This window comes from Acetobacter pasteurianus, from assembly GCF_009914215.2.
Taxonomy (GTDB): Bacteria; Pseudomonadota; Alphaproteobacteria; order Acetobacterales; family Acetobacteraceae; genus Acetobacter; species Acetobacter pasteurianus.
In genome coordinates this window covers 1,710,918-1,734,657 of record NZ_CP039846.2, presented here as the reverse complement: position 1 = coordinate 1,734,657, position 23,740 = coordinate 1,710,918, and the positions used below count along the sequence as shown (strand labels likewise).

General features: G+C 52.7%; 19 protein-coding genes. 12 read left to right on the top strand and 7 right to left on the bottom strand.

Going from position 1 to position 23,740, the window contains the following annotated elements; genetic code table 11:
* Nucleotides 1-62: 62 nt before the first annotated feature.
* Nucleotides 63-1,076 carry a ferritin-like domain-containing protein gene (locus FCN51_RS21520; RefSeq protein WP_124297268.1) on the bottom strand — a complete coding sequence of 338 codons (1,014 nt, stop codon included), beginning with the start codon at nucleotides 1,074-1,076 and terminating at the stop codon, nucleotides 63-65.
* Nucleotides 1,077-1,214: 138 nt separating this feature from the next.
* Nucleotides 1,215-1,895, bottom strand: a complete 681-nt coding sequence (locus FCN51_RS21515; protein WP_014457301.1) for an ATP-dependent Clp protease proteolytic subunit — start codon at nucleotides 1,893-1,895, stop codon at nucleotides 1,215-1,217.
* A 46-nt stretch (nucleotides 1,896-1,941) separates the two neighbouring features.
* On the opposite strand from FCN51_RS21515, the gene FCN51_RS21510 reads away from it, so the two are divergent.
* The 5 genes from FCN51_RS21510 (at nucleotide 1,942) to recJ (ending at nucleotide 8,698) form a co-directional block, all read left to right on the top strand.
* On the top strand, nucleotides 1,942-3,114 hold the full coding sequence (locus tag FCN51_RS21510) for an OmpA family protein (protein WP_020944380.1): 1,173 nt from the start codon (nucleotides 1,942-1,944) through the stop codon (nucleotides 3,112-3,114).
* Nucleotides 3,115-3,254: 140 nt separating this feature from the next.
* On the top strand, nucleotides 3,255-4,487 hold the full coding sequence (locus FCN51_RS21505) for an LL-diaminopimelate aminotransferase (RefSeq protein WP_003624415.1): 1,233 nt from the start codon (nucleotides 3,255-3,257) through the stop codon (nucleotides 4,485-4,487).
* Entirely contained in the window at nucleotides 4,484-5,797 is a 1,314-nt protein-coding gene (locus FCN51_RS21500) for a homoserine dehydrogenase (RefSeq protein ID WP_003624416.1), read from the top strand. The genes FCN51_RS21505 and FCN51_RS21500 overlap by 4 nt, the downstream gene beginning before the upstream one ends.
* Before the next feature lie 53 nt (nucleotides 5,798-5,850).
* The gene (gene glpX / locus FCN51_RS21495; RefSeq protein WP_160256823.1) at nucleotides 5,851-6,849 is read left to right on the top strand and encodes a class II fructose-bisphosphatase; all 999 of its coding nucleotides are present in this window, start codon (nucleotides 5,851-5,853) and stop codon (nucleotides 6,847-6,849) included.
* 16 nt (nucleotides 6,850-6,865) lie between these two features.
* Nucleotides 6,866-8,698 carry a single-stranded-DNA-specific exonuclease RecJ gene (gene recJ, locus FCN51_RS21490; protein ID WP_160256822.1) on the top strand — a complete coding sequence of 611 codons (1,833 nt, stop codon included), beginning with the start codon at nucleotides 6,866-6,868 and terminating at the stop codon, nucleotides 8,696-8,698.
* A gap of 90 nt (nucleotides 8,699-8,788) precedes the next feature.
* On the opposite strand, the gene rpoH is transcribed toward recJ, so the two are convergent.
* Nucleotides 8,789-9,748 carry an RNA polymerase sigma factor RpoH gene (gene rpoH, locus FCN51_RS21485; RefSeq protein ID WP_014457306.1) on the bottom strand — a complete coding sequence of 320 codons (960 nt, stop codon included), beginning with the start codon at nucleotides 9,746-9,748 and terminating at the stop codon, nucleotides 8,789-8,791.
* Between the two features lie 249 nt (nucleotides 9,749-9,997).
* A complete protein-coding gene (locus FCN51_RS21480) occupies nucleotides 9,998-11,011 on the bottom strand; it encodes an RluA family pseudouridine synthase (RefSeq protein ID WP_201762562.1) in 1,014 nt (337 codons plus the stop codon).
* 47 nt (nucleotides 11,012-11,058) lie between these two features.
* Here FCN51_RS21480 and FCN51_RS21475 point away from each other — a divergent pair, with 47 nt between their 5' ends.
* Both FCN51_RS21475 and FCN51_RS21470 read left to right on the top strand, forming a co-directional pair.
* Nucleotides 11,059-12,177: a FecCD family ABC transporter permease gene (locus FCN51_RS21475; protein ID WP_160256821.1), complete on the top strand. Its 1,119-nt coding sequence runs from the start codon at nucleotides 11,059-11,061 to the stop codon at nucleotides 12,175-12,177.
* Complete coding sequence (locus FCN51_RS21470) at nucleotides 12,174-12,986, top strand: ABC transporter ATP-binding protein (protein WP_160256820.1); 813 nt, start codon at nucleotides 12,174-12,176, stop codon at nucleotides 12,984-12,986. The genes FCN51_RS21475 and FCN51_RS21470 overlap by 4 nt, the downstream gene beginning before the upstream one ends.
* Before the next feature lie 20 nt (nucleotides 12,987-13,006).
* On the opposite strand, the gene FCN51_RS21465 is transcribed toward FCN51_RS21470, so the two are convergent.
* A complete protein-coding gene (locus FCN51_RS21465; RefSeq protein WP_160256819.1) occupies nucleotides 13,007-14,470 on the bottom strand; it encodes a protein adenylyltransferase SelO in 1,464 nt (487 codons plus the stop codon).
* A gap of 280 nt (nucleotides 14,471-14,750) precedes the next feature.
* Here FCN51_RS21465 and FCN51_RS21460 point away from each other — a divergent pair, with 280 nt between their 5' ends.
* The 4 genes from FCN51_RS21460 (at nucleotide 14,751) to FCN51_RS21445 (ending at nucleotide 20,309) form a co-directional block, all read left to right on the top strand.
* Nucleotides 14,751-15,851 (top strand): branched-chain amino acid aminotransferase, encoded by a 1,101-nt coding sequence (locus FCN51_RS21460; protein WP_201762561.1) that lies wholly within the window; start codon nucleotides 14,751-14,753, stop codon nucleotides 15,849-15,851.
* A 188-nt stretch (nucleotides 15,852-16,039) separates the two neighbouring features.
* The gene (polA, locus tag FCN51_RS21455; RefSeq protein WP_160256817.1) at nucleotides 16,040-18,841 is read left to right on the top strand and encodes a DNA polymerase I; all 2,802 of its coding nucleotides are present in this window, start codon (nucleotides 16,040-16,042) and stop codon (nucleotides 18,839-18,841) included.
* Nucleotides 18,842-18,845: 4 nt separating this feature from the next.
* Nucleotides 18,846-19,466, top strand: a complete 621-nt coding sequence (locus tag FCN51_RS21450) for an SCO family protein (RefSeq protein ID WP_160256816.1) — start codon at nucleotides 18,846-18,848, stop codon at nucleotides 19,464-19,466.
* A gap of 96 nt (nucleotides 19,467-19,562) precedes the next feature.
* Nucleotides 19,563-20,309 carry a lysophospholipid acyltransferase family protein gene (locus FCN51_RS21445; RefSeq protein ID WP_035362319.1) on the top strand — a complete coding sequence of 249 codons (747 nt, stop codon included), beginning with the start codon at nucleotides 19,563-19,565 and terminating at the stop codon, nucleotides 20,307-20,309.
* A gap of 70 nt (nucleotides 20,310-20,379) precedes the next feature.
* Here FCN51_RS21445 and proP read toward each other — a convergent pair whose 3' ends face one another.
* Nucleotides 20,380-21,840 (bottom strand): glycine betaine/L-proline transporter ProP, encoded by a 1,461-nt coding sequence (gene proP / locus FCN51_RS21440; protein ID WP_050818458.1) that lies wholly within the window; start codon nucleotides 21,838-21,840, stop codon nucleotides 20,380-20,382.
* A 353-nt stretch (nucleotides 21,841-22,193) separates the two neighbouring features.
* Between proP and FCN51_RS21435 the strand changes: the two genes are divergently transcribed.
* Nucleotides 22,194-22,526 (top strand): hypothetical protein, encoded by a 333-nt coding sequence (locus FCN51_RS21435; protein WP_160256815.1) that lies wholly within the window; start codon nucleotides 22,194-22,196, stop codon nucleotides 22,524-22,526.
* A gap of 196 nt (nucleotides 22,527-22,722) precedes the next feature.
* Here FCN51_RS21435 and cydB read toward each other — a convergent pair whose 3' ends face one another.
* Complete coding sequence (gene cydB / locus FCN51_RS21425; RefSeq protein WP_003624446.1) at nucleotides 22,723-23,739, bottom strand: cytochrome d ubiquinol oxidase subunit II; 1,017 nt, start codon at nucleotides 23,737-23,739, stop codon at nucleotides 22,723-22,725.
* Nucleotide 23,740: the final 1 nt, after the last annotated feature.

Here is a 23,740-nt window from a genome sequence, read left to right as displayed (position 1 = left end):
AAAATTACCCAACCAGCCCAGATAAAATAATCTCGCTGGTTGGGGTAATCCCTAAAAACAGATTACGCTGCTGTTTTGCGATTTGCCTTGAAGACACCGCTTGCGAATTCCCAGCACCGTCCAACATCACGAATAACACGTGCAATGGCGGGCGTGGTTGTGGGACGCAACAGACGCGGATCATAGCCGGAAAAGCGTCTATCATCCTCATCCAGACAAAGCTGCATGAAATCAGGCAGATTGATCTGGATGTTGGTCACTTCCTTGGTGCCAGTTACCGTAAAGTTGTTGTCCTGCGTATGTACGTGGCCTTCATCATCCACCGTGCGCACCAAAGACAAACGCTCATAACCAAGGAAAGCCCAAACAGCCAGAACCTTAAGCTCAAAGTAAGGCCGACGCCACCAAGGCATTACAGCCCGGTTCCATGCCAACCAGTTGGCAAACAGAAGGATATGGCGGCATTCCTCCTGCATAATGGGTTCAAACGTATCTGTGAGTTCGGGCGGGAAATAGCCGGAACGCTTGGCCAGTTCAAACATGCCGAAAGCAAAAAAGCTGTCCGCACATTCCGAAAAACCTGTCACCAGATAGGCCCATTCAACGTCCTTGGGCTCAACATAAGGTGGTTCCGGCGCCATAGGAATATTATAGGCTGCCACCATTTTGGACAGCACTTCCTTATGCCGGTTTTCCTCCCACGCATTGCGGGAGATGGCATCCTTCATATCCGGATCTGTAACCAGATTGGCATAAGCAGCCATGCGCAGGCGGGCCTTGCCTTCTGTCTGCACAGCGATATCCCAGATAGGCAGGGAGGTTACGCGCTTGAGCGTTTCTGGGTCCAGCTTAGGCCAGTTAATAACAGATGGCCTGTAAGGATTAAACGTCTCGCGGAACATTTGCGCCAAGGCATGTTTATGCGCCTCAGACCCCGGCTTAAGCGGCCCTTTTACGGGGCTTACCCAATGGCGGGCCCGATAATCAGCCTCTTCCACTGCTGCCTCATTGGGCGGCGGGGGCAGATCATCCATGCTTTCAGGCAGATGAGAATAGATATCGCTCAGAGAACCCATGTGAGGAACCTGTTTTCTAGGGATCTCGCCTGATACGACACCCAACCGTTTGGGCAGACATTCTGGCAGATCCAGTAACGCAAACGCGCCTGCCTCGCCCAATCCAGAGATGGAAATGCGAAGCAGGCGCGATGTGTATTAGTGCAGATCAGACAGCTTTGAAATGATCTTGGTCACTAAGCCGTAATCAATCGCTTCCTTGGCGGACATCCAGTAGTTGCGATCCGTATCTTTTGCGACTTTTTCATAGCTATGGCCGGTTTCCTTAGCGAAAATCCGGTTCAGCCGTTCGCGCATCTTGATAATTTCACGCGCTTCAATGTCGATATCCGTTGCCGGGCCACGCACGCCACCCATCGGCTGATGCAGCAGGAAGCGCGTATTTGGCAGGCAGAATCGGCGATCTTTATGGCCGGCAGCAAAAATCAGCGCACCAGCAGATGCCACCCAACCTGTCCCAATCATGTTGATTGGTGCAATCGAATCGACAAAGCGGATCATGTCATGGATCGTGTCACCACTTTCCACATGCCCGCCGGGAGAGTTGACGTAGACATCAATAGGCTGGTCAGATTCACCAGCCAGCGCCAAAAGGCGGCCCGTTACATCACGGGCGATTTTGTCATCAATCCCGCCAAAAATCAGCACTTTCCGCTGCTTGAACAACTTGTGTTCCAGTTCGCCATGCGGGGCGCCGGCTGTTTTTTCTTCTGCCTTCTCCGGGGCTGCCGGAGTTTCCGGTTCGTCATCCATCTTGATGGCGTTACGGGGGAAAATGCCCGTCATTGCTTTCTCCGCATGTTCTGTATCTGTGTACATTCCCTTATCCTGCGCTGCCTAAGCCTGCCTGCCAAGGGGCAATCATGTGCTGTCTCGCCAGCCGGGACGGAAAAGGGTAAGGTGCGCTCCGTCTTACTGTCTGGTTTCCATTAATCGGAGTATCTGCGCTGCCATGCCGCAACCCTGCTTAGAACACAAGCGGACACTCCGCAGCGCCATAAGTCTAAAACCTGCTGTACGGCTTGGAATGCTCATGGCCTCCGGTGCGCTGCTGCTCGGCGGGTGCAGCCCTCATAAAGATGCGGTTGATGGCACACTTTCTTGGGTACAGCACATGCGCGGTGGGGTTATTGCCTCTCAACGGCCGCCGCCGCCGGGCATTTATGATCCCTACCCGCATGTTGGCCTTACCCCCACACAAGCGCCAGAAATGCCCTCTCCTCAGGACCGTGCGCTAGTAACCCAAGGGCTTATTCGTGAACGCAATCTGGCGTATCGGACAGTGGCTGCGAATGGCAGCCTTATACCCGATATTCCGCCCCCGCCTTCTGCTGCAGCGCAGTCTCCTGCAAAAAGTGCGGCGCCTGCATCTGGCTCGTCCACCCAGCCAAATGGCGCTGCACAGGATGGTTCTCAACAAGCCAGTCTACCGGAAGGTGTGAGCGGCGCCATTATGGATGCAGCGGATTCCTCACCAGACCAAAACGCACAAAGCTCTGCTTCCCAACCTGGCAAAGCATCTTCCAAAGATAGCCATGCCAATAAGAAGCAGGATAAAACTGCGGAAACCGAGCCAGAGGTTGGTTTACCAGAAGTGCGCCCAAAAGCCGCGCAAACAGAAATACCGGCTTCCGATATTCCGCAAATTCCAGATGGCCCGCCCACAGCACCATCATTCCCGGGTTTTGATGTACCATCCGATGCGCACGTACCGGATACCATTAAGCCAAACTATGATCTGGTTGATGTAAAAGGCACTTCATTCCACTTTGTGCCACAGTCAGACGTGCTCTCCAGCGGGCAGGAAAATACTCTCAGCAAACTCAAAACAGATCACCCTAATGGGCCGTTCTTTATCCGTGGGTTTGGCAATGCGCTTTCACTTAGCCCGCAGGATCAGTCTGACGCCGTAAAACTTGGGCTTTTGCGGGCACAACGCCTGGCAGCAGCACTGGTGAAGCTTGGCGTTCCTTCCGCCAGCATTCATGTGCGGGGTGATGCCTTTGGCACGGGTGCCAAAGTAGCTACCAGCCCATAAAACCCACTTAACAAAAAGTGTCATTCCAGCATTTTGGGCGGTATGAGGAGTTGCCTGTTCTGTTCTGACGATTACTATGCTTCTTCCCACAAACCTGCGGGGGTTCCTTACCCCCTGTTTCTTTAGAGCATCAGAAACCCATGACTGAAGAGTTCCATCGTATCCGCCGCCTGCCGCCTTATGTATTTGCTTCGGTAAACCAGGCCAAGGCAGCAGCGCGCGCGCGAGGCGAGGATATTATTGACCTCGGCATGGGTAATCCGGACACGCCCACCCCACAGCATATTGTCAACAAACTGCTAGAAACGGTGCAGGACCCACGCACCCACCGTTATTCCGTCAGCCGCGGTATTCCGGGGCTGCGCAAGGCTGTTGCCGGGTACTATGAACGCCGCTTTCACGTTGGGCTGGATCCGGACAAGGAAGTGATTGTCACACTGGGCTCCAAGGAAGGTCTGGCTAATCTGGCTTCTGCCATTACCAGCCCGGGGGACACCATTTTGGTGCCCAACCCTTCCTACCCCATTCATCAGTTCGGTTTTATTATTGCTGGAGCATCCATCCGCTCCATTCCGGCAACACCGGATGAAAACATGCTGCGTGCGCTGGAACGGGCAGTGCGCCACTCCGTGCCTAAGCCCACAGCATTGATTGTGAACTTCCCCTCCAATCCCACAGCGTATCTGGCTGATCTGGATTTTTACAAGGAACTGGTTGCTTTCTGCCGCAAGGAAGAAATCTGGATCCTGTCTGATCTGGCGTATGCTGAAATCTACTTTGGTGATCTTGTGCCCCCTTCCATTCTGGCCGTGCCGGGTGCCAAGGATATTGCAGTGGAATTCACATCTCTTTCCAAAACCTATTCCATGGCTGGATGGCGCGTAGGCTTTGCCGCAGGAAATGAGCGCCTGATTGCAGCCCTTACCCGCATTAAATCTTATCTGGACTACGGCGCCTTCACACCTATTCAAGTGGCTGCCGTAACTGCCCTTAACGGCCCGCAGGATTGCGTAGCTGATTTGCGCGCTCTTTATAAAGACCGGCGCGATGTGCTGATCCGCGGCCTTCACGGAGCTGGATGGGATGTTCCTTCCCCAGAAGGGTCCATGTTTGCTTGGGCACCTATTCCTGAACCATTCCGTGAAATGGGCAGCGTTGCCTTTTCCAAACTTCTTCTGGAAGAAGCTGGCGTAGCTGTAGCCCCTGGCCTTGGCTTTGGTGAATATGGTGATGACCATGTTCGCATCGGGCTTGTTGAAAACACCCAGCGCCTGCGCCAGGCCCTGCGTTCCATTCGTGGGTTCCTGTCTGCGCATGGCATCTCGCCATCTTCTCCTTCCTCTACCAAAAAGCCGGAGCCTGTTGCACCGTGACATCCTGTTCCAATTCCTCTCCTCTTCGTCTTGGTATTGCCGGTCTGGGCACGGTTGGCGCGGGCACTATTCGCCTGCTGCGTATGAATGCTGATCTGCTAAGCGCACGCGCAGGCCGCAAACTGGAAGTGGTAGCCGTAAGCGCCCGAGATCGCACACGCGACCGCGGTATAGATGTTTCCACCCTGCGTTGGCATGAAAACCCGCTGGATCTGGTTTCTGACCCCGACGTGGATGTTGTTGTAGAACTGATTGGTGGAAGCGAAGGTCCGGCCCGTGCGCTGGTAGAAAAAGCGCTATCTGCTGGCAAACCTGTTGTAACCGCCAACAAAGCACTTCTTGCCGTGCATGGCTCCGCCCTTGCCCAGCTCAGTGCAGATAATAACGCACCGCTGCTGTTTGAAGCAGCTGTGGCTGGTGGCATTCCGGCTATTAAAACAGTGCGGGAAGGTTTGGCCGCAGACAAACTGCTGCATGTGGGCGGCATTCTGAACGGCACGTGCAACTATATCCTGACCGTGATGCGTGAAACGGGCAAGGATTTCGATCTGGTGCTGAAAGATGCGCAGGATCTCGGATATGCAGAAGCTGATCCTTCCACCGACATTGATGGCATTGATGCAGCACATAAGCTGACAATTCTGGCGGGTTTGGCTTTTGGCCGCCCTGTAGCCTTTGATTCCGTGCAGGTAGAAGGCATCCGCCAGATTGGTGCCATTGACTTTGCTTTTGCCCGTACCCTCGGCTACCGCATCAAACTTCTGGGCCTTGCCCGCCTGACAGATGCTGGCCTTCAGGCACGTGTTGCACCGTGCCTGCTCCCCCACAATGCACCTATTGCGCAGGTAGATGGCGTATTTAATGCTGTTGTGGCCGAAGGTGAATTTGTGGGCCGTATCATGCTAGAAGGCCGCGGAGCGGGTGCTGGCCCAACAGCCTGTGCCGTAACCGCAGATCTGGTTGATATTGCCCGTGGCCACACCATTCCGGTATGGGGCGTGCAAGCCAGTGCCGAACCTGCATTGCGCGCTTGCCCGGCAGGCACCGGAGCTGGTGCTTTCTATCTGCGTCTGATGGTGGAAGACCGCCCTGGCGTTATTGCAGATATTACAGCAGTGTTGCGCGATTGCGGTGTTTCCCTGCGCAGCATGCTCCAGCATCCTGCGGAAAATGAAACAACTCCGTATGTTCCGCTTGTTCTGGTTACGCATCAGACATCAGAATCGTCCATGCAGGAAGCTATCACCAAAATAGATGCCCTGAGCGTAGTGACGGACAGCCCTGTGATGATTCGGATCGAAACAGCCTGATTCTAGCCACCTTTTCCGGTATCATAGACTTTTAAGCAAGGATCCTGTTTCTGATGTCTGATTCCATAGGCCCCTCTCCTTTTGTTGTTTCTGACCGCAATCTCGCGCTTGAATTGGTGCGCGTAACGGAAGCCGCTGCTCTGGCTTCCGCTCGGTGGACAGGACGCGGCCGCAAGAACGATGCTGATGGCGCTGCTGTAGAAGCTATGCGCACAGCGTTTGATACCGTCGCCATTGACGGCATGGTGGTGATTGGTGAGGGGGAAATGGATGAAGCCCCCATGCTTTATATTGGTGAAAAAGTTGGCTCTGGCGGCCCCGGCATGGATATTGCCGTGGACCCGCTGGAAGGCACCAACCTTTGCGCCAAAGATATGCCAAACGCCATTACCGTGGTGGCATTGGCAGAGCGGGGCAACTTCCTGCATGCGCCAGACATTTATATGGACAAGATTGTGGTCGGCCCCAATCTGCCCGATGGTGTTGTTGATCTGGATAACTCCATTGAGAACAACCTGAAAAATCTGGCCAAAGCTAAAGGCAAGAGTGTTCAGGACCTTCTACTCTGCACGCTGGATCGGGAACGGCATGAAGAAATGATTGCCCGTGCCCGTGCTGCTGGTGCGCGTGTGCGCCTGCTGACAGATGGCGATGTGGCTGGCGGCATTGCTGCCTGCCTTGATACCAGTCAGGTTGATATTTATGTGGGTTCTGGCGGTGCACCTGAAGGTGTGCTGACTGCTGCTGCCATTCGCTGCGTAGAAGGGCAGATGCAGGGTCGCCTACTATTTGAAGATGACAGCCAGCGCGAACGTGCCTGCAAAATGAACCCCGGCAAAGACCCAGACCGCAAGCTAGGCCTGCATGATCTGGCTGCAGGGTCTGTGCTATTTTCCGCCACAGGTGTTACCACTGGCACCTTGCTGCGTGGTGTTCGGCAGTTGCCGCATCAGGCTATTACGCATTCTCTGGTCATGCGTTCCAAATCTGGCACGGTGCGCTTTATTGAAGGCCACCATAACTTCAAAACCAAAACATGGGCTCCGCAATAAGCAGCCCTGAATTTTGATGCAAAGCAGCACCTTGCAACTTACCAAACACTCTGAAGAAGCTTCCTCCCCTGCTGTATTGGGGGTGGAAGCCAGCTTTATTGGGCGGCGTTGGGTTTGGCGTGCGGGAGCAGAAGATCCTGCTCTGATGCGCTTGGGGGCTGCTTTGGCCCAACAACTGGGTATTCCAGAAATTGTTGGCCGTCTGCTGGCCATGCGTCAGATCACACCAGATCAGGCCCCTCATTTTCTAGAGCCCAAGTTGCGGGCACTTATGCCCGATCCTTCCAGTCTCACGGATATGGATAAAGCTGCTGAGCGCATGGCAAAAGCTGTCCAGAACCGTGAAGTAATTGGTATTTTTGGTGATTATGACGTGGATGGTGCCTGCGCCTCCGCCATTCTTGCCTCTTTTTTTGAAGAACTCGGCTGCACCGTTCATACCCATATCCCGGATAGAATGACCGAAGGATATGGCCCTAACGTAGCCGCGCTGGATAATTTGGTGGCGCAAGGCGCTTCCATATTGATTTGTGTAGATTGCGGCACAGCTTCGGCAGATATTCTGTCTCAAGTGACAGACAAAGCCGATGTGATTGTGCTGGACCATCACAAATCGGAAGATGCCCTTCCCCCTATTCTGGCAACAGTTAACCCTAACCGGCCAGACTGTTCCTCTGGCTTGCACCATATCTGTGCTGCAGCCCTCGCCTTTCTTGCCGCTGTTGCGACCACGCGAGACCTAAGGCGTGCAGACTGGTTTACAGCAGACCAACCTCCGCCCGATCTTATGCGCCAGCTTGATCTGGTAGCGTTGGCAACGGTTTGTGATGTTATGCCCCTGCATGGGCTTAACCGCGCCTTTGTAACGCAAGGGCTTAAAATTATGGCCCGCCGCCAACGCACTGGCCTGAATGCCCTTATGGAAATTGCTGGCGTTACCAAAGCTCCGGATGCTTTTTCCTGCGGCTTTGCATTGGGGCCGCGTATCAATGCAGGTGGCCGTATTGCAGAAGCAGCTTTGGGCCTGCGCCTGCTCCGTTGCCCTGATAGCTTTGAAGCCCGCCAGATGGCCGAACGTCTGGATGCCGTAAACCGCCGCAGACAAGGTGTTGAGGCCGATATTCTGGACCGCGCCATGCAACAGGCTGAAGCCCAGAAAGCAGCTGGGCACGCTGTTATTCTGCTGGCCGGAAAAGATTGGCACCCAGGTGTTGTAGGTATTGTAGCAGGGCGTATTAAGGAACGCTTCAATCGGCCTGCCCTTGTTGGGGCCGAACAGGAAGATGGCACCATTAAAGGTTCTGGCCGTTCTGTTCCCGGGTTAGATCTTGGCACCGTGATTATTGCAGCCCGTCAGGCTGGAATGCTGAAAACAGGCGGCGGCCACGCCATGGCTGCTGGCTTTTCCCTTACTGCTGATAAGCTGGAAGATTTTCATACTTTTCTGGATACTCGGTTAGCACAGGCGGCTACGCTTCCAGAAAAAGTGCCTCTTACCGTAGATGCGGTGGTATCCATTTCTGGCGCCACAGCAGAACTGGCGCAGGATATGGGAGCCCTTGCCCCATTTGGTGCCGGAAACCCGGAGCCTCTGTTAGCTATACCCCGTGTAACAGTTATACGGGCAGACCGCATTGGCCGAGACGGCAACACGCTGCGCCTGCTTTTAAAGGGTGAAAATAATGGCCGGTTGAAAGCGCTGCTGTTCCGCGCGCATGAAAACCCTTTAGCGGCCAAACTGGAAGACACAACACGCCCTGCCCTACATCTTGCCGGGTATCTGCGGGCAGAAAGCTGGAATGGCAGAACAGACGCCACCTTCTTTATTCAGGACGCTGCGGCTGCCTGATAACAAGCCTGCCTTACATGCTAAAATAAATAAGAGCGTATAGGCGCTTCCTGCCTGCATGATTTGCAAATAGAAAGCGCCAAACCCCGCTTACGTATTCTGGGCTGTTTCTTCGCGCCGGGCCTGAACTTCCTTTTTCATGGCCGCCTGCACTTTTTCAAACGCACGCACTTCAATCTGACGCACCCGCTCGCGCGAGATACCATATTCGTGCGCCAGTTCTTCCAATGTTGAAGGATCATCCTTCAAGCGGCGTTCCGTAAAAATCCGACGTTCGCGCTCATTAAGGTTTTCCATAGCGGAAGAAAGCAGCGCCTTCCGGCCAGAAAGTTCCTCATTCTCAGCGTAAACATCTTCCTGGTTGGTGTGATCATCAACCAACCGGTCCTGCCATTCACTATCCTGATCGGCCCGCATGGGCGCATTCAGGCTATGATCTGGCGCAGCCATGCGACGGTTCATATCCACCACATCCTGTTCAGATACACCCAGTGTCGTGGCAATCTTGTTCACCTGCTCTGGTTTCAGATCACCATCATCAATGGCCTGCATCTGCCCTTTCAGACGGCGCAGATTGAAGAACAGCTTTTTCTGAGCCGCAGTGGTGCCCATTTTCACTAAGGACCAGCTATGCAGAATGTATTCCTGAATAGCTGCACGAATCCACCACATAGCATATGTGGCCAAACGGAACCCTTTTTCAGGGTCAAACCGCTTTACGGCCTGCATCATGCCGATATTGCCTTCACTGATCAGTTCATTGATCGGCAGGCCATAACCACGGTAACCCATGGCAATTTTTGCAACCAGACGCAGATGGGAGGTGACGAGCTGATGCGCTGCCTTAACGTCTCCCTTATCGCGCCACAGGCGTGAAAGGCTCAGTTCCTCTTCTGGTGTAAGGAGAGGATATTTGCGGATTTCCTGAAGGTACCTTGAAAGATTGTTTTCAGGCCCAACATTGATAACGGAAGATACCATGTGTTGACTACTCCCCTGAACTGGAAACTCCCTTGAATGCTTTGGGTTCCCGTAACGCCCGCAAAACATTCATAAAAAGAGGCAAGATCCAGTCATGCGATGGACAGATGTCTTACACCTCAATCCCTCTGCCCTCCGTATGAGCGGCAGACTGAAAAGAGGCTCTCCCACCAGTTCGGCTACGGCTTCCAAGGCCTAGTGGGTGCAACAGGGTGCGCTGGAAAAAGCACATGTGTCAAGAATTCTAAGATGCATGGCAGAAGACAGCCACATTTCTGGACCTGTACAGTCCTGTTTGCTGTTTCCGAATCGAAAAACCTATTCCTGATCCGCCTTGAGGCTACGTTCCAACACCTGCATATCTTCAGGCATAGGGGTTTCGAACAGTAGTTTTTCACCCGTTCTGGGGTGTATAAACCCCAACCGCGCTGCATGCAGGGCCTGCCGCGGGAAATCCAGCGCAGCCGAACGGGCCGCAGATGGCAGAACACGAGAAGCAGCGGGAATCCGTCTCAAATATAGCGGGTCACCTATCAAAGGGTGCCCATTCGCAGAAAAATGCACACGTATCTGATGGGTGCGCCCTGTTGCCAACTTGCAGGCCACAAGTGCAGCCCCCGTACCAAAAGCCTGCAACGTGCGATAATGTGTGAGCGCCCATTTTCCACCTTTGGGCGTGAGCGCCATGCGCTTGCGGTCGCGCTTATCGCGCCCGATAGCTCCTTCAAAATCTCCTTCTGCCGGATTAGGTAGCCCCCAGCAAAAAGCTAGATAGGCACGGTCTATCCGACGCGCAGCAAAATCCTCTGACAGAGCCTGATGCGCCATTTCTGTTTTGGCCGCGACCATCACGCCAGAAGTATCTTTATCGAGCCGATGCACGATACCGGGGCGGCGTTCTCCACCAATGCCTTTCAGACTTTCCCCGCAATGCGCAATCAGGCCGTTTACAAGAGTGCCTGTTTCATTCCCCGGTGCAGGATGCACAACCAGACCAGCCGGTTTATCCAGCACAATCAGATCATCATCTTCATACAAAACGGTAAAAGAAATATCCTCACCTTGGGGCACTGCGGGAGCAGCGGGAGGAATGGTGAGCACCACTTCCATACCAGCACGGGCTATGGCTGCGGGTTCCCTTATGCACACGCCATCACATGCCAAATGCCCTTCTTCAATCAGGCTTTTGATGCGTGAGCGTGAAAGCGTTTCCATTGTGGCAGCCAGAAAACGGTCAATCCGCTCTCCTGCCTGCTCTGGCGTTACAGTAAAGGAGACGGCTGTTTCCTTTACTGGCAAAGATGGATCATAACCATTTTGCATTATAACCATCTGTGCCAACACCCACCCGTTTTTCAAGTTTCATGCAGAAGGAAAAGATGAAAACGCACAAAGCCTTTTCCACTGCACACCGTCAAGCTCAGGATACCATGTCGGACTACAAGGATACGCTGCCAGATATCACTGCTGTGCAAGCTACATATCGTGTCAGCATCTACAAACGGCTATTTATCCTTGGTTGTCTGGCTGCTGGCGTTGTACTTTCACTTGGTGCCAATTTTCTGGTTGGCCCTGCTCATCTTCCCCCAAGCCTGTTTTTGCAGACACTGTTCAATTCAGTTTCTGTGCCGCAGCAAACTGCCATTATTGTGTGGCAGATTCGTATGCCCTACGCCCTCATGGCTGCCTGTATAGGGGGCGCTCTTGGCTTGGCAGGGGCAGAAATGCAGACAGTTCTGGCCAATCCATTAGCCAGTCCGTTTACACTGGGCGTTTCCGCCGCCGGAGCGTTTGGAGCTTCTCTAGCTATTGTTTTGCAATGGCACATTGCAGGCGTGCCTGATAACTGGCTGGTAGCAGGATGCGCCTTTGTGTTTTCCGTATCCTCTGTTTTTGCATTGGATATGCTGACACGCTTCCGGCAGGCGGATACAAGCACGGTGATTCTCTGTGGCGTTGCGCTTGTTTTTTCGTTTCAGGCGCTTGTTGCTCTCATGCAATTTGTTGCCAGTGAAGATACGCTGCAAGATCTGGTTTTCTGGACGCTTGGCAGCCTAAGCCGCGCTACATGGGCCACTCTGGCTTTATTAGCTGGAAGTCTGGCTCTTATCTTTCCACTCTCCCTACGCTCTGCTGGCGAACTAACCCTTTTAAGAATGGGTGAAGAACGCGCCGCCAGCCTTGGGGTGGATGTTCCGCGCCTGCGTCGGGCCGCCCTTTTACGCATCAGTTTTCTATGCGCTCTTTCCGTTGCTTTTGTGGGCGTTATTGGATTTGTGGGGTTAGTGGCCCCACACATCGCACGCCGACTGGTGGGAGAAGATCATCACTTCAGTCTGCCCGGCAGCTTACTGACTGGCGCACTTATTCTATCCGTTTCTTCTTTGGTCGCGCGTATTTTGGTGCCGGGCATTATTGTGCCTCTTGGCATTATTACGTCACTGGTGGGCATTCCGTTCTTTCTGGCCATCATTCTCAAACAGCGGCCAATGGTATGACAGCAGACAAACCTTTTTCAGGCCTGATAGCGCAAAATCTTACCGTCCATTATGGGCGCAATACGGTGCTGGATGATCTGACAACACCTTGCTTTCCACATGGGCGTATCTGCGCCCTGCTCGGGCCAAATGGTAGCGGAAAATCTACCTTATTGCGCGCTATAAGCGGCCTATTGCCTGTTAAAGGGTGTATCACACTAGATGGGCTTCAACTTGGCAGCCTGCGCTTGCCTGAACGCTCCCAACACTGCCTGTATCTCCCGCAAGCACTTCCCGCGCCCGTCAACATTACTGCACTGGAAGCCATGCTGGCTGCCAAACGTATTATGCCCAGCAGACAAGGGCAAAGTTTTGCAGATGCGCCTCATGAGGAAGATATTCAGGCTTCGCTGGACCTGCTGAAGCAATTTAACATTGCCCATTTGGCATTGCGCAAATTGAACGAGCTTTCCGGAGGCCAACGCCAGCTTATTGGTCTGGCACAGGCACTTGGCCGCCAACCGCACGCCCTGTTACTGGATGAGCCACTCAGCGCACTGGATCTGCACTATCAGTACGCCGTTACAAAACTGCTTACGCAGATCACCCGTGCAAACAATCTTGTAACGTTGATGGTGCTGCATGATCTGAACATCGCATTGAACTTGTGCGATCTGGTATGCGTGCTTCACGAAGGCCAAATTATTGCCTCCGGCCCTCCGGCGGAGGTGTTAACTCCCGCACTGCTCCGCACCGTGTACCGCGTAGAGGCACGCATTGAAATAACAGACGATAACCACAGATTTATCGTGATTACCGACTGTATATAAACGGCGACACTTTAATCTTATTACGTCCCGCAAAAAGTGTATCTTACACGCTCTTCAGGCTGCGGAGGTTGTGCATACCGCGCCATATCTCCCTGTTCTGTATAGGGTGAGGCTATAAGCTGCAGCATTTCCTCAAACAACGTGTAGTCATCATTATTCACAGCCGCGCTTATCATGGCCTCTATCAGATGATTACGCGGAATATAACATGGGTTTACGCGGCGCATGTTTTCCGCCCGTATAGCTGGAGCTTCCTCTACTTCCTGCATTAAGCGCTGCCGCCATTGGGTAAGCCACGGCTGCATGCCTTCCAATATATCGGGCACATGCTCTCCTGTTATGACGCGCTCATCACTCAAACTGCGAAACGTATTGGTGAAGTCAGCCTGGTGTTCCTGCATTTGAGCAAACAAAGCATGGAAGAATGTTTCATCCCCGGCCTGCTGTGTTTTCAAACCAAGCTTTGCACGCAATCCCGCAAAATATGCGCCGTGGAATAGCCCTCCAAACTGCTCAAGCGCCTGCCCCGCCAAAGCAACACTTTCTTCTTCATCTTCGGAAAGAAGTGACAGCAATGCTTCCGCCAAGCGCGTAAGATTCCACAGGGCAATTGTTGGCTGATTGGTGAAAGCGTAACGCCCGCGTTCATCAATAAAGCTGAACACGGTATTCGGGTCATACTGATCCATAAAGGCACAGGGGCCGTAATCTATGGTTTCCCCCGATACGGCCATATTATCCGTATTCATCACACCATGAATAAAGCCAACCAGCATCCATTGGGCGATAAGCTTGGCTTGAGCCTCAATAACCTGCTGGAGGAACGCCAGATACGGCGCAGGAGCTAGTGCTACCTGTGGGTAATGCCGGGCAATGGCAAAATCTGCCAAAAGCCGCAGGCCCGCCATATCCTGCCGTGATGCAAAATACTGGAATGTGCCAACCCGAATATGGCTGGATGCCACACGCGCCAGAACAGCACCGGGCAACATGGTTTCACGTAAAACAGTCATGCCTGTTTTTACGGCAGCCAATGCACGGGTTGTGGGAATACCCAAGGTATGCATGGCCTCGCTCACCACATATTCACGCAACACAGGTCCCAACACAGCGCGACCGTCCCCTCTGCGGGAAAACGGCGTGGGACCAGAACCTTTAAGCTGCACTTCCCACACATGGCCTTGGCCATCCTGCACATCCCCCAGCAACAGGGCACGGCCATCCCCCAAATGCGGGTTAAAGCTGCCAAACTGGTGACCTGCATACGCCATGGAAAGTGGTTCCACACCTTCTGGCATGGCGCTACCAGATAACATGGCTACGCCCTCCGGGCTGGCAAGCCATTCTGCATCCAGCCCAAGCTGTTCTGCCAAAGTATGGTTCAGCCGGATCAGCTTAGGGGCTGGCGCAGGAGAAAGAGGAGCATTGGCATAAAACCGCTCTGGCAATGCTGCATAGCTTTGTCGGAAAGGAAGTGGTGCCATAACTCATTTCTCCGGAATAAAGACGGAAAGTGCCCAAGTGGCTCAATAACGGCCTGTGTTGCTGAAAACAGCACCCACTCCGCCAGATGCAAACCCGCCCCACGGGGCATGCCTGTCTGGCTCTCTGGCACATAAAGCATGAACATGATAGGAAAAGCCCCATCACGCCTGCCAACTCAGACCTAGATATAAGAACGTCTGAAAGCAAAAAAAGAACCGAGGCAACGGAGCCGCCAGACTATCTGGTTCAGACCCCAGCGCCGTGGAGACAGCAGAACCCATGACCACCGAATCTGACACCGCCTTCAAGATTACCCGCAAAACAGACATTACCCCCGCAGCAGAGCGGGAAGCCATGCTGGCCAATCCGGGTTTTGGCCGCGTTTTTACCGACCACATGGCTGTTGTCACCTATACGGAAGGTAAGGGCTGGCATTCTGCTGAAATCCTGCCCCGCCAGCCGCTGATGCTGGACCCTGCTGCATCCGTGCTGCACTACGCGCAGGAAATTTTTGAAGGCATGAAGGCCTATCGCACCCCGGATGGCAGCGTGCAGCTTTTCCGCCCGGATGCAAATGCCCGCCGCTTCCGCCATTCTGCCGAACGCATGGCTATGGCACAGGTGCCAGAAGACCTGTTTCTGGATGCCGTGACACAGCTTGTGAAGCTGGATAAAGATTGGGTGCCCAAGCCAGAAGTTGGCACGCTGTATATCCGCCCCTTCATGATTGCGACGGAAGCTGCCCTTGGCGTAAAGCCGGCATCTGAATTTAAGTTTATTGTGATTGCCTGTGCCGCTGGTGAATATTTCTCCAAAGATGCCGGCCCGGTTTCCGTATGGGTGGAAGAACGCACAGTACGCGCCTCCCGCGGGGGCACAGGCACAGCCAAATGTGGTGGTAACTACGCCGCCAGCCTAACGGCACAGATGGAAGGCAAGGAACACGGCTGCCATCAGGTTCTGTTCCTTGATGCGCAGGAACGCCGCTGGCTGGAAGAAATGGGCGGCATGAACGTGATGATGGTGTTTGAAGATGGCACCCTACAAACGCCTCCGCTGGACAGCGGCACCATCCTGCACGGCATTACGCGCGATTCCCTGCTTACCTTGGCGCGTGATCGTGGCCTGAAGGTCAAGGAAGAACGCTACGCTATTGATCAGCTTTATGGTGATGCCGATTCCGGCAAACTGAAAGAAGTGTTTGCCTGCGGCACCGCTGCTGTTGTGACACCTATTGGCACATTCAAAAGCACTGAAGGCGGCTGCACCATTGGCAGCGGCCAGACTGGTGAAGTTACCAGCAGCCTGCGTAAGGCTTTGTGCGATATCCAGTTTGGGCGTGCAGCAGACACGCATGGCTGGGTTAAAAAAATTGACTAAGTTGCAGGTATCGTTCCTGTAAATATACCTTCCATACCCCGGCCTAGGCCGGGGTATTTGCCTGTTACAGGCAGCATTACCCTCCAGAAAGCCGGGCGCCCAATGCTGGACATCAAAACCCAAGGGGCATATCCAAACCCTATGGCTTTCTTTTTGCCTTCCCTTCCGCTTACACGGTTTGCATTCGTATGACAGAAACACCCCATCTGGTTCTGGTAGATGGCAGCGGCTTTATTTTCCGCGCCTTTCATGCCCTCCCGCCCATGACCAGCCCGGAAGGTGTACCAGTAAATGCCGTTTACGGCTTTACCACCATGCTGGCCCGTTTGCTTAAAGACCATGTAGGCACCCATCTGGCAGTGCTGTTTGATGCCAGCCGCCAGACATTCCGCTCAGAAATCTATCCGCAATATAAGGCGCACCGGCCTGAACCGCCTGAAGATTTGCGTCCCCAGTTCAGCCTGATCAGGGAAGCCACGCAGGCCTTCAATGTGCCGGGCATCGAACTCCCCGGCTGGGAGGCAGATGATCTGATTGCATCCTATGCAACGGCCATTCGGGCACAGGGTGGCACGTGCACCATTGTTTCATCCGACAAGGATCTGATGCAACTGGTGGGAGACGGCGTTTGCATGCTGGACCCTATCAAACAGACACCAGTTGGCCCTACTGAGGTAGAAACCAAATTTGGTGTGCCTCCCACAAAAGTGGTGGATGTACAGGCCCTGATGGGAGACCCCACAGATAACGTGCCCGGCGTGCCTGGTATTGGTCCCAAAACAGCAGCAGCACTTGTGCAGGAATACGGCACACTGGAAGCTGTGCTGAACGCTGCACCGGAAATGAAAAAATCCAAGCGGCGTGACATGCTAATCGAACACGCCGATGCGGCACGTGTTTCTCTCCAGTTGGTCACCCTTGCCACTGACGTTCCACTACCTGTGCCGGTAGAAGAGCTTGGCACGCGTGAGCCAGACATGCTGGTTTTGGCAGACTGGCTGGACCGTATGGGCTTTCGCTCCATTCTCAGCCGTATGGGGCTTGGCCACCCCTCTGGTGCTCACGCACATCGTGCTGCCAGAAAAGTCGCCGCAGCATCAGTCGCCGGGGCAACCACACCCGCTGATGATGCATCGGCCCCAGATGCATCTGTGCTTTCCGCCCCGTATCATGATTATGAAACCGTGCGCACAGCAGAAGCCCTGCAAAAATGGGTGAGCGCAGCGCAGGAAGCCGGGATCTGTGCTGTAGATACAGAAACGGATGGGCTAGACCCACTTGCTGCCAATATTGTCGGGTTTTCTATTGCAACGGCTCCAGGCAAAGCCTGCTATGTGCCCTTAAAACATGAAGGCACGCTGGAAGCCCCTACAGGCGAACAGCTTGCGGTTGATGCAGCCCTTAAACTGCTGGCACCTCTTTTGCAGGACGATGCCGTTTTAAAGATTTTCCATAATGCCAAGTTTGATCTGCTCATTCTGGATCATGCGGGCATCCCTCTTTCCAGCATTACCGCTGTAGATGACACAATGCTGATCTCTTACAGCCAGTCTGCCGGGCTGCATGGGCAAGGCATGGATGAACTTTCTGCCCTGCATTTAAGCCATACTCCCATCACGTATGACAGTGTGACGGGCACAGGCCGCAACCGCCTGCCTTTTGCACAAGTGCCTGTTGCAACAGCCACCAAATATGCTGCTGAAGATGCTGATGTTACCTTGCGCCTATGGCATGTTCTGCACCCCACGCTGCGCACCAATAAGGCACTGGCGCTGTATGAGCAGATTGAACGCCCGCTTTCGGCCATTCTGGCGGACATGGAAAAGGCAGGCATTGCAGTAGATCGCGCAGAACTGGATCGACTTTCCAAGGACTTTGAAGCCCGCATGCAGGGCATGGAAAACGATATTTACGAAGCCGCCGGTCGACAGTTCAATATCGGTTCTCCCAAACAGCTTGGGGAAATCCTGTTTGATGAAATGGGCCTGAAAGGCGGCAAACGCGGCAAGGCTGGGGCTTGGAGCACAGATTCCTCTGTCTTGCAGGATCTGGCCGACCAAGGGCATGATCTGCCTGCACGCATTCTGGCATGGCGGCAGCTTGCCAAGTTGAAATCCACTTATACAGATGCCTTGTTACGTCAGGCTGGGCGTAATGACCGCGTGCACACATCTTTCCAGATGGCGATCACCTCCACCGGGCGCTTGTCTTCTACAGACCCCAACCTGCAAAATATTCCTGTGCGCACGGAAGAAGGCACACGTATCCGGCAAGCCTTTATTGCTCCTCCGGGCAAGAAGCTGATTTCTGCTGACTACTCGCAAATCGAACTGCGGCTACTGGCCGATGTTGCCAATATTCCCGCATTGCGTGAGGCTTTTCAGCTTGGGCAGGATATTCACGCCCGCACGGCATCGGAAGTTTTCAATATCCCGCTTGAGGGTATGGATGCCCTGACCCGGCGGCGCGCCAAAGCCATTAACTTTGGCATTATTTACGGCATTTCGGCTTTTGGGCTTGGCAAACAGCTTGGCATTCCGGCCGGTGAAGCACGCACTTATATAGATGCGTATTTTGCCCGTTACCCCGGCATCCGTGATTACATGGAGCGTATGCGCGAAGAAGCACGCACCCATGGCTATGTGCTCACACCTTTTGGCCGACGCTGCTACGTGCCGGGCATTCATGAAAAAAGTGCTGCCAGACGCCAATATGCCGAACGGCAAGCTATTAATGCCCCCTTACAGGGTGGCGCTGCAGACATTATAAAACGCGCCATGGTGCATTTGCCATTGGCCCTGCAAAAGGCAGGCTTTGGCGAAACACGCATGCTTTTGCAGGTGCACGATGAACTGTTGTTTGAAACAGATGAATCAGAAGCCGAAGCCGTAGCAGCAATTATTAAAAACATTATGGAAGCAGCAGCAGATCTTGCTGTACCCTTGGTTGTAGAAACCGGAATAGGCCAGAATTGGGCGGAGGCACATTAAGACCATGACACCGGCTGGAAAACGTATAGCCCTCATGACCTTTGGTGTGCTGGCTCTGGCCGCCGCCGGAGGTTACACGGCCACTCATCTGGCCTTAAAACACGGCGTACAACTCAACACTTATGGCAACGAGGTTGGTGGTTCCTTCCGCCTTATGGATTCCACAACAGGCACCATGACGGATCAGACGTTCCGTAACCGTTGGATGCTTGTTCTGTTTGGCGCCACCCATTGTGCGGAAGAGGCGTGCGCCCCTGCCCTACGCAATATGTCTGCGGCATTAGATCAGGTAGAAGGTGGCAGGCATAATGCCGTTATCATTTTTGTAAGCCTTGACCCAGATAGAGATGATGCAGAACGCCTACGCCAATATGGTGAAAGTATTGGCCCACGTGTTGTAAGCGGCACAGCCGCACCCTTTGCTTTGGCTGATCTGGCAAAGGAATATCATGCTCCTATTGAAAAGGTGCCTGACCCCGAATGGACATATACCATGCGGATGTCTCCACAGTTTGTGGTTATGGGCCCAGAGGTGCGTTACAAGGGAATGGTTGATGCCCGTGCAGATAGTGCCCATATGGCGGAAGATCTGCGCCGTATCATGCAACCTCAGAACGGTGGGTAATCTCGGCTAAGTCTATTACCCCACACGTTTTATACGTTGTGGTGTAATGCGTGTTATGCTCACCTTTTCTTTTTGCCAGAGCTGTACTGTATTCTCATGTCGTTGTTTTCAAAATTGAGTACCAGCTTACGGTTTTATGCATCACTTGCCGTTATTGGTATTATTTTTCTGGCGCTGGATGCAGGCTCTTTTCTGCTACGCCACGCTCTGCCTGAAGGACCAAAACGCCGTAAAATAGGACAGGCATGGCTCTGTTTTATGGCGCGGCTTGCCGTGCGTTATCTTGAAGCTGCCGGTATTTTGGAATGTGACCTAGCCCAGCTCGATACCCTTAAAAATATCCCTAACATTATACTGGTTGCAAACCATCCCTCACGGTTAGACAGCCTTATTCTGGCCTCCGCCCTGCCGCATCTGGTTTGCGTTACCAAAGCCTCCATTTGGGAGCGTCCAACTCTAGGTAGCACATTACGCACAGCAGGATACATCCGGCATGATAGTCTTCTGCGGCTGATCGGGCCTGCTTCTGAACGCCTGAAAGAAGGCAATCAGTTACTCCTGTTTCCCGAAGGCACGCGTTCCCGCGCAGGAACAGAACCCAGCCCCATGCAGCCGGGTTTTGCAGCTATTGCGCAGCGCACGCGCCTGCCCGTGCAAACTCTCCTGATCAAAACAGATTCCCCTTATCTTTCTCAGGGGTGGCCTTTTCTGAAACAGCCTCCTCTACCTATGCGGTATCAAATCCAAACTGGCCCGTACTTTCCTGCCCCTGCCAGAGATGAAGCAAGCGGGCGCGCTTTGCTTGAAGCTGTTGAAAGCTGGCTGAAAGACCATTTGGCCTGAATACAAAACAGGCTCAGCATGAGTGATTTCATGCTGAGCCTGCATCATAGCAACAGTATTCCGTTTTACCTTATTCCTGAGGAATAGGCGGCAACGTAGAATCTACCGTGATAGGGTGATCTCCCTGAAGGATCTTTTTAACCTCTGCTTCGCTCCCCACTGCTGGTGGTGACCCTCGCAGAGGCATGCAGGCTGTTTCCTTCACCGTCAGCATTGTCACAATACCAACAACACCCGCAAACATGAGATAATAAGCCGGCATAAGCAGGTTACCCGTATGCCCAACCAGCCATGCTGTTACCAACGGTGTTGTGCCACCAAACATGGAAACAGATACGTTAAACGCCATAGAAAGCGCCGTATATCTGATAGGCGTATAGAAAAGCGCTGGCAAAGTGGATGGCATGCTGCTGGTAAAGCAAACAAGAGCAAGACCAAGAAGCATCAGGCCCGCAAAAATCAGCCAATCATTCCCGCTTTGCAACAGCAGAACAGAAGGAATAGACAGCACCAGAAGAGCAATACAGGCACCGATAATCATGGGCCGACGCCCCAGTTTATCGCTTAAATACCCACCCATTACGTTCAATGGCATCATCATCAGCATGACGATGATAATCAGCAAAAGCCCTTTGCTTTCGGCGTATCCTAAAGCAACCGTCAGATAGCTGGGAATGTACGTCAGCAGCATGTAGTCGGTTACGTTAAATACCAGCACAAGGCCCATGCATTTCAGCAACTGCCGCCAATGCACACGCAGCAGTTCACCCCAACCCGGTTTTTCATCATCCCGCTGTGCGGCCTGTTCTGCATATGCCTGAAAAGCTGGCGTTTCTTCCAACCGGGAGCGCATATACACCCCCAACAACCCTAGTGGGCCGGCAATTAAAAAAGGAATACGCCATCCCCATTGCAACATGGCCGTGTGGCTCAAGCCGATCTGCAAGGCCGTTACAATACCTGCACCTGCCACATAACCGGCCAGAGTACCAAACTCCAACCAGCTCCCCATAAGCCCGCGATTTTTATCGGTAGAATACTCGGCAATAAAAGTGGCAGCACCGGCATATTCCCCACCGGTTGAAAACCCTTGCACTAAACGCGCCAGCAGCAAGAGCAACGGAGCCCATAAACCAATCTGGGCATAAGATGGAATCAGACCGATAGAGAACGTGCCGATTGCCATTGCGATCATCGTAAAGGCCAGCACTTTCTGCCGCCCGTACCGATCCCCCAGCGGCCCAAAAACCATACCGCCAAGAGGCCTGACCAGAAATGCAACAGTAAACGTAGCAAAAGTTGCAATCAGACGGGTTGCAGCATCATCCGATGGAAAAAAGACCTGCCCCAGCGTGACGGCAATATAACCATAGACACCAAAGTCGAACCACTCCATGGCATTACCCAAGGCAGCTGCGCCCACTGCCTTATTTAACATCTGGGCATCAACAACAGTAATGTCCTGCGGCTTCATCTGTTTACGGCGCTTAAACCAACCAAAATGCGCGTGCGCCGCTCCAGAATCCTTCATAAAATATTCCCTCACCTCTTATTTCATACGTAATGTGTATCTAAAATATTATCATTGCGCAGAAATTTATTCAATATTTTTCTAAGTTATACTATTTTATGATATTTTGTTCGGTTATTTCATTTATACATTTAAAAACAATACTTTAAATAACGTTAGTATACCCATTGAATGCAAAACAAACTCATACCTTAGAAACGAAATACCAGTATGAATGTTGCATTCTTCGTGAATGAAAAATTCTTTGCGTTCACCGAGGAACGCCACATATCCATGAACAGTTATATAGAGGCTTCTGTTTTGATGGGCCTTGCCATTCTTTTCCGCCTATACTCAGCAAAGAGAAATACCTCATGTCACGCATAAAACAGATCATATATACGGGAATGGCTTTGGGGTATCTGACAATGCCAGCTTTTGCGCAAAGCGCTCCTAAACCGCAAAAGGCAGTCTCCACGCCGCAATCTTCCATGTATTCAGATGGAACAGGCGATAATATGATCGATAAGCTTAACAATGCTCAGCTCGACCAAAATTACCAAGGGCCTTATTATTTACCTGGGCAAAAAATCCCGCCCTTTAAAATTACACCACGCAGCCAATTAGAAAATGCTGACACTGTTTCAAAAAACAACAAAGATAATTCTACAAAACAACCAAGAGAGAATACTGTTATTTCAAAATAAAACACATTTTTAAGGTATTCCCCTGCTTCCTGCAAAGCAGGGGAATACCTTAAAACTTACTTATTTGGGAATCATCAGGTGTAATAAAGAGGCCCCAGCAAAAAACACTGCGGTACTCAGCGTCCAGATAACTACAAACCATCCAATCCGTGCCCCGATATTCTTTGGGGCACCATCTCCATTTCCCTGAACAATTTTAGTGATAGCCATCTGTTTCCGTTACCTTTCCGCGAAACACACGATAGGAATAAATTGTGTAGGTTAGGATAATTGGTAGCAGAATAACTGTGCCAACAAGCTGGAACAATTGGCTACTTGGGGGAGCCGAAACATCCCAAAGTGTCAGACCGGGCGGAACAATATAAGGCCAAACCGTAATACCCAAACCGGAAAGGCATAAAAAGAACCAGCCGAGCGCGCATAGAAATGGGCCTTTGGAATGTTCATGTCTTAAGCCACGCACGAACAGAACACCCAACACAGCCACAAGAACCGGCACAGGAAGAACAAAAACAATATTTGGCCAATCTGTCCAACGGCGCAAATAAGGTGCATGCAACAGTGGCGTCCACAAGCTGACGGCCACAATCCCTACAAACAACCCAATGGCCAGCTTACTCGCCCAGCGGCGGCAAGATGCTTCTAACGCTCCGGTCGTGCGCCAAATCAACCAGGTCGCTCCCAACAAAGCATAACCACACATCACGGCTAGACCGCACAGAATGCTAAAAGGCGTTAGCCAATCAAGCGCACTTCCGGCAAAAGCACCATCAACAACTTTTACGCCCTGAACAACGCCCCCAAGAATGGCCCCCTGACAAAATGCGGCAATGCCAGATCCAGCCATGAAACCGACATTCCATAGCTTCTCGCGGCCTGTCCCGTGCGTCATGACCCGAAATTCAAATGCTACGCCACGAAAAATCAGTGCTAGCAGCATAAGAATGATCGGGAGGTAAAAAGCCGGCAATAGCGTGCCATATGCTCCCGGAAATACACCGTAAAGCACAGCCCCACCCAGCACCATCCATGTTTCATTGCCATCCCATACTGGCGCAATGGTACTCACCATCACATTGCGGCGGCCGGGGTCATGCTCCAATGCAAACAGCATGCCAATGCCAAGATCAAAACCATCCAGAATGACGTAGATTGAAATAGCCGCCACCAAGATAACGGCCCATATAATCGGGAGCCAATATGTAAGATCCATT

Bases quoted from the DNA above. Each gene is read 5' to 3' on its own strand.
- FCN51_RS21445 (WP_035362319.1), top strand. From the start codon at position 19,563: ATGTCGTTGTTTTCAAAATTGAGTACCAGCTTACGGTTTTATGCATCA.
- rpoH (WP_014457306.1), bottom strand. From the start codon at position 9,748: ATGTTTTGCGGGCGTTACGGGAACCCAAAGCATTCAAGGGAGTTTCCA.
- polA (WP_160256817.1), top strand. From the start codon at position 16,040: ATGACAGAAACACCCCATCTGGTTCTGGTAGATGGCAGCGGCTTTATT.
- proP (WP_050818458.1), bottom strand. From the start codon at position 21,840: ATGAAGGATTCTGGAGCGGCGCACGCGCATTTTGGTTGGTTTAAGCGC.
- FCN51_RS21520 (WP_124297268.1), bottom strand. From the start codon at position 1,076: ATGGGTTCTCTGAGCGATATCTATTCTCATCTGCCTGAAAGCATGGAT.
- FCN51_RS21515 (WP_014457301.1), bottom strand. From the start codon at position 1,895: ATGTACACAGATACAGAACATGCGGAGAAAGCAATGACGGGCATTTTC.
- FCN51_RS21450 (WP_160256816.1), top strand. From the start codon at position 18,846: ATGACACCGGCTGGAAAACGTATAGCCCTCATGACCTTTGGTGTGCTG.
- recJ (WP_160256822.1), top strand. From the start codon at position 6,866: ATGCAAAGCAGCACCTTGCAACTTACCAAACACTCTGAAGAAGCTTCC.
- FCN51_RS21470 (WP_160256820.1), top strand. From the start codon at position 12,174: ATGACAGCAGACAAACCTTTTTCAGGCCTGATAGCGCAAAATCTTACC.
- FCN51_RS21480 (WP_201762562.1), bottom strand. From the start codon at position 11,011: ATGGTTATAATGCAAAATGGTTATGATCCATCTTTGCCAGTAAAGGAA.
- FCN51_RS21465 (WP_160256819.1), bottom strand. From the start codon at position 14,470: ATGGCACCACTTCCTTTCCGACAAAGCTATGCAGCATTGCCAGAGCGG.
- FCN51_RS21435 (WP_160256815.1), top strand. From the start codon at position 22,194: ATGTCACGCATAAAACAGATCATATATACGGGAATGGCTTTGGGGTAT.
- FCN51_RS21505 (WP_003624415.1), top strand. From the start codon at position 3,255: ATGACTGAAGAGTTCCATCGTATCCGCCGCCTGCCGCCTTATGTATTT.
- FCN51_RS21475 (WP_160256821.1), top strand. From the start codon at position 11,059: ATGAAAACGCACAAAGCCTTTTCCACTGCACACCGTCAAGCTCAGGAT.
- cydB (WP_003624446.1), bottom strand. From the start codon at position 23,739: ATGGATCTTACATATTGGCTCCCGATTATATGGGCCGTTATCTTGGTG.
- glpX (WP_160256823.1), top strand. From the start codon at position 5,851: ATGTCTGATTCCATAGGCCCCTCTCCTTTTGTTGTTTCTGACCGCAAT.
- FCN51_RS21460 (WP_201762561.1), top strand. From the start codon at position 14,751: ATGACCACCGAATCTGACACCGCCTTCAAGATTACCCGCAAAACAGAC.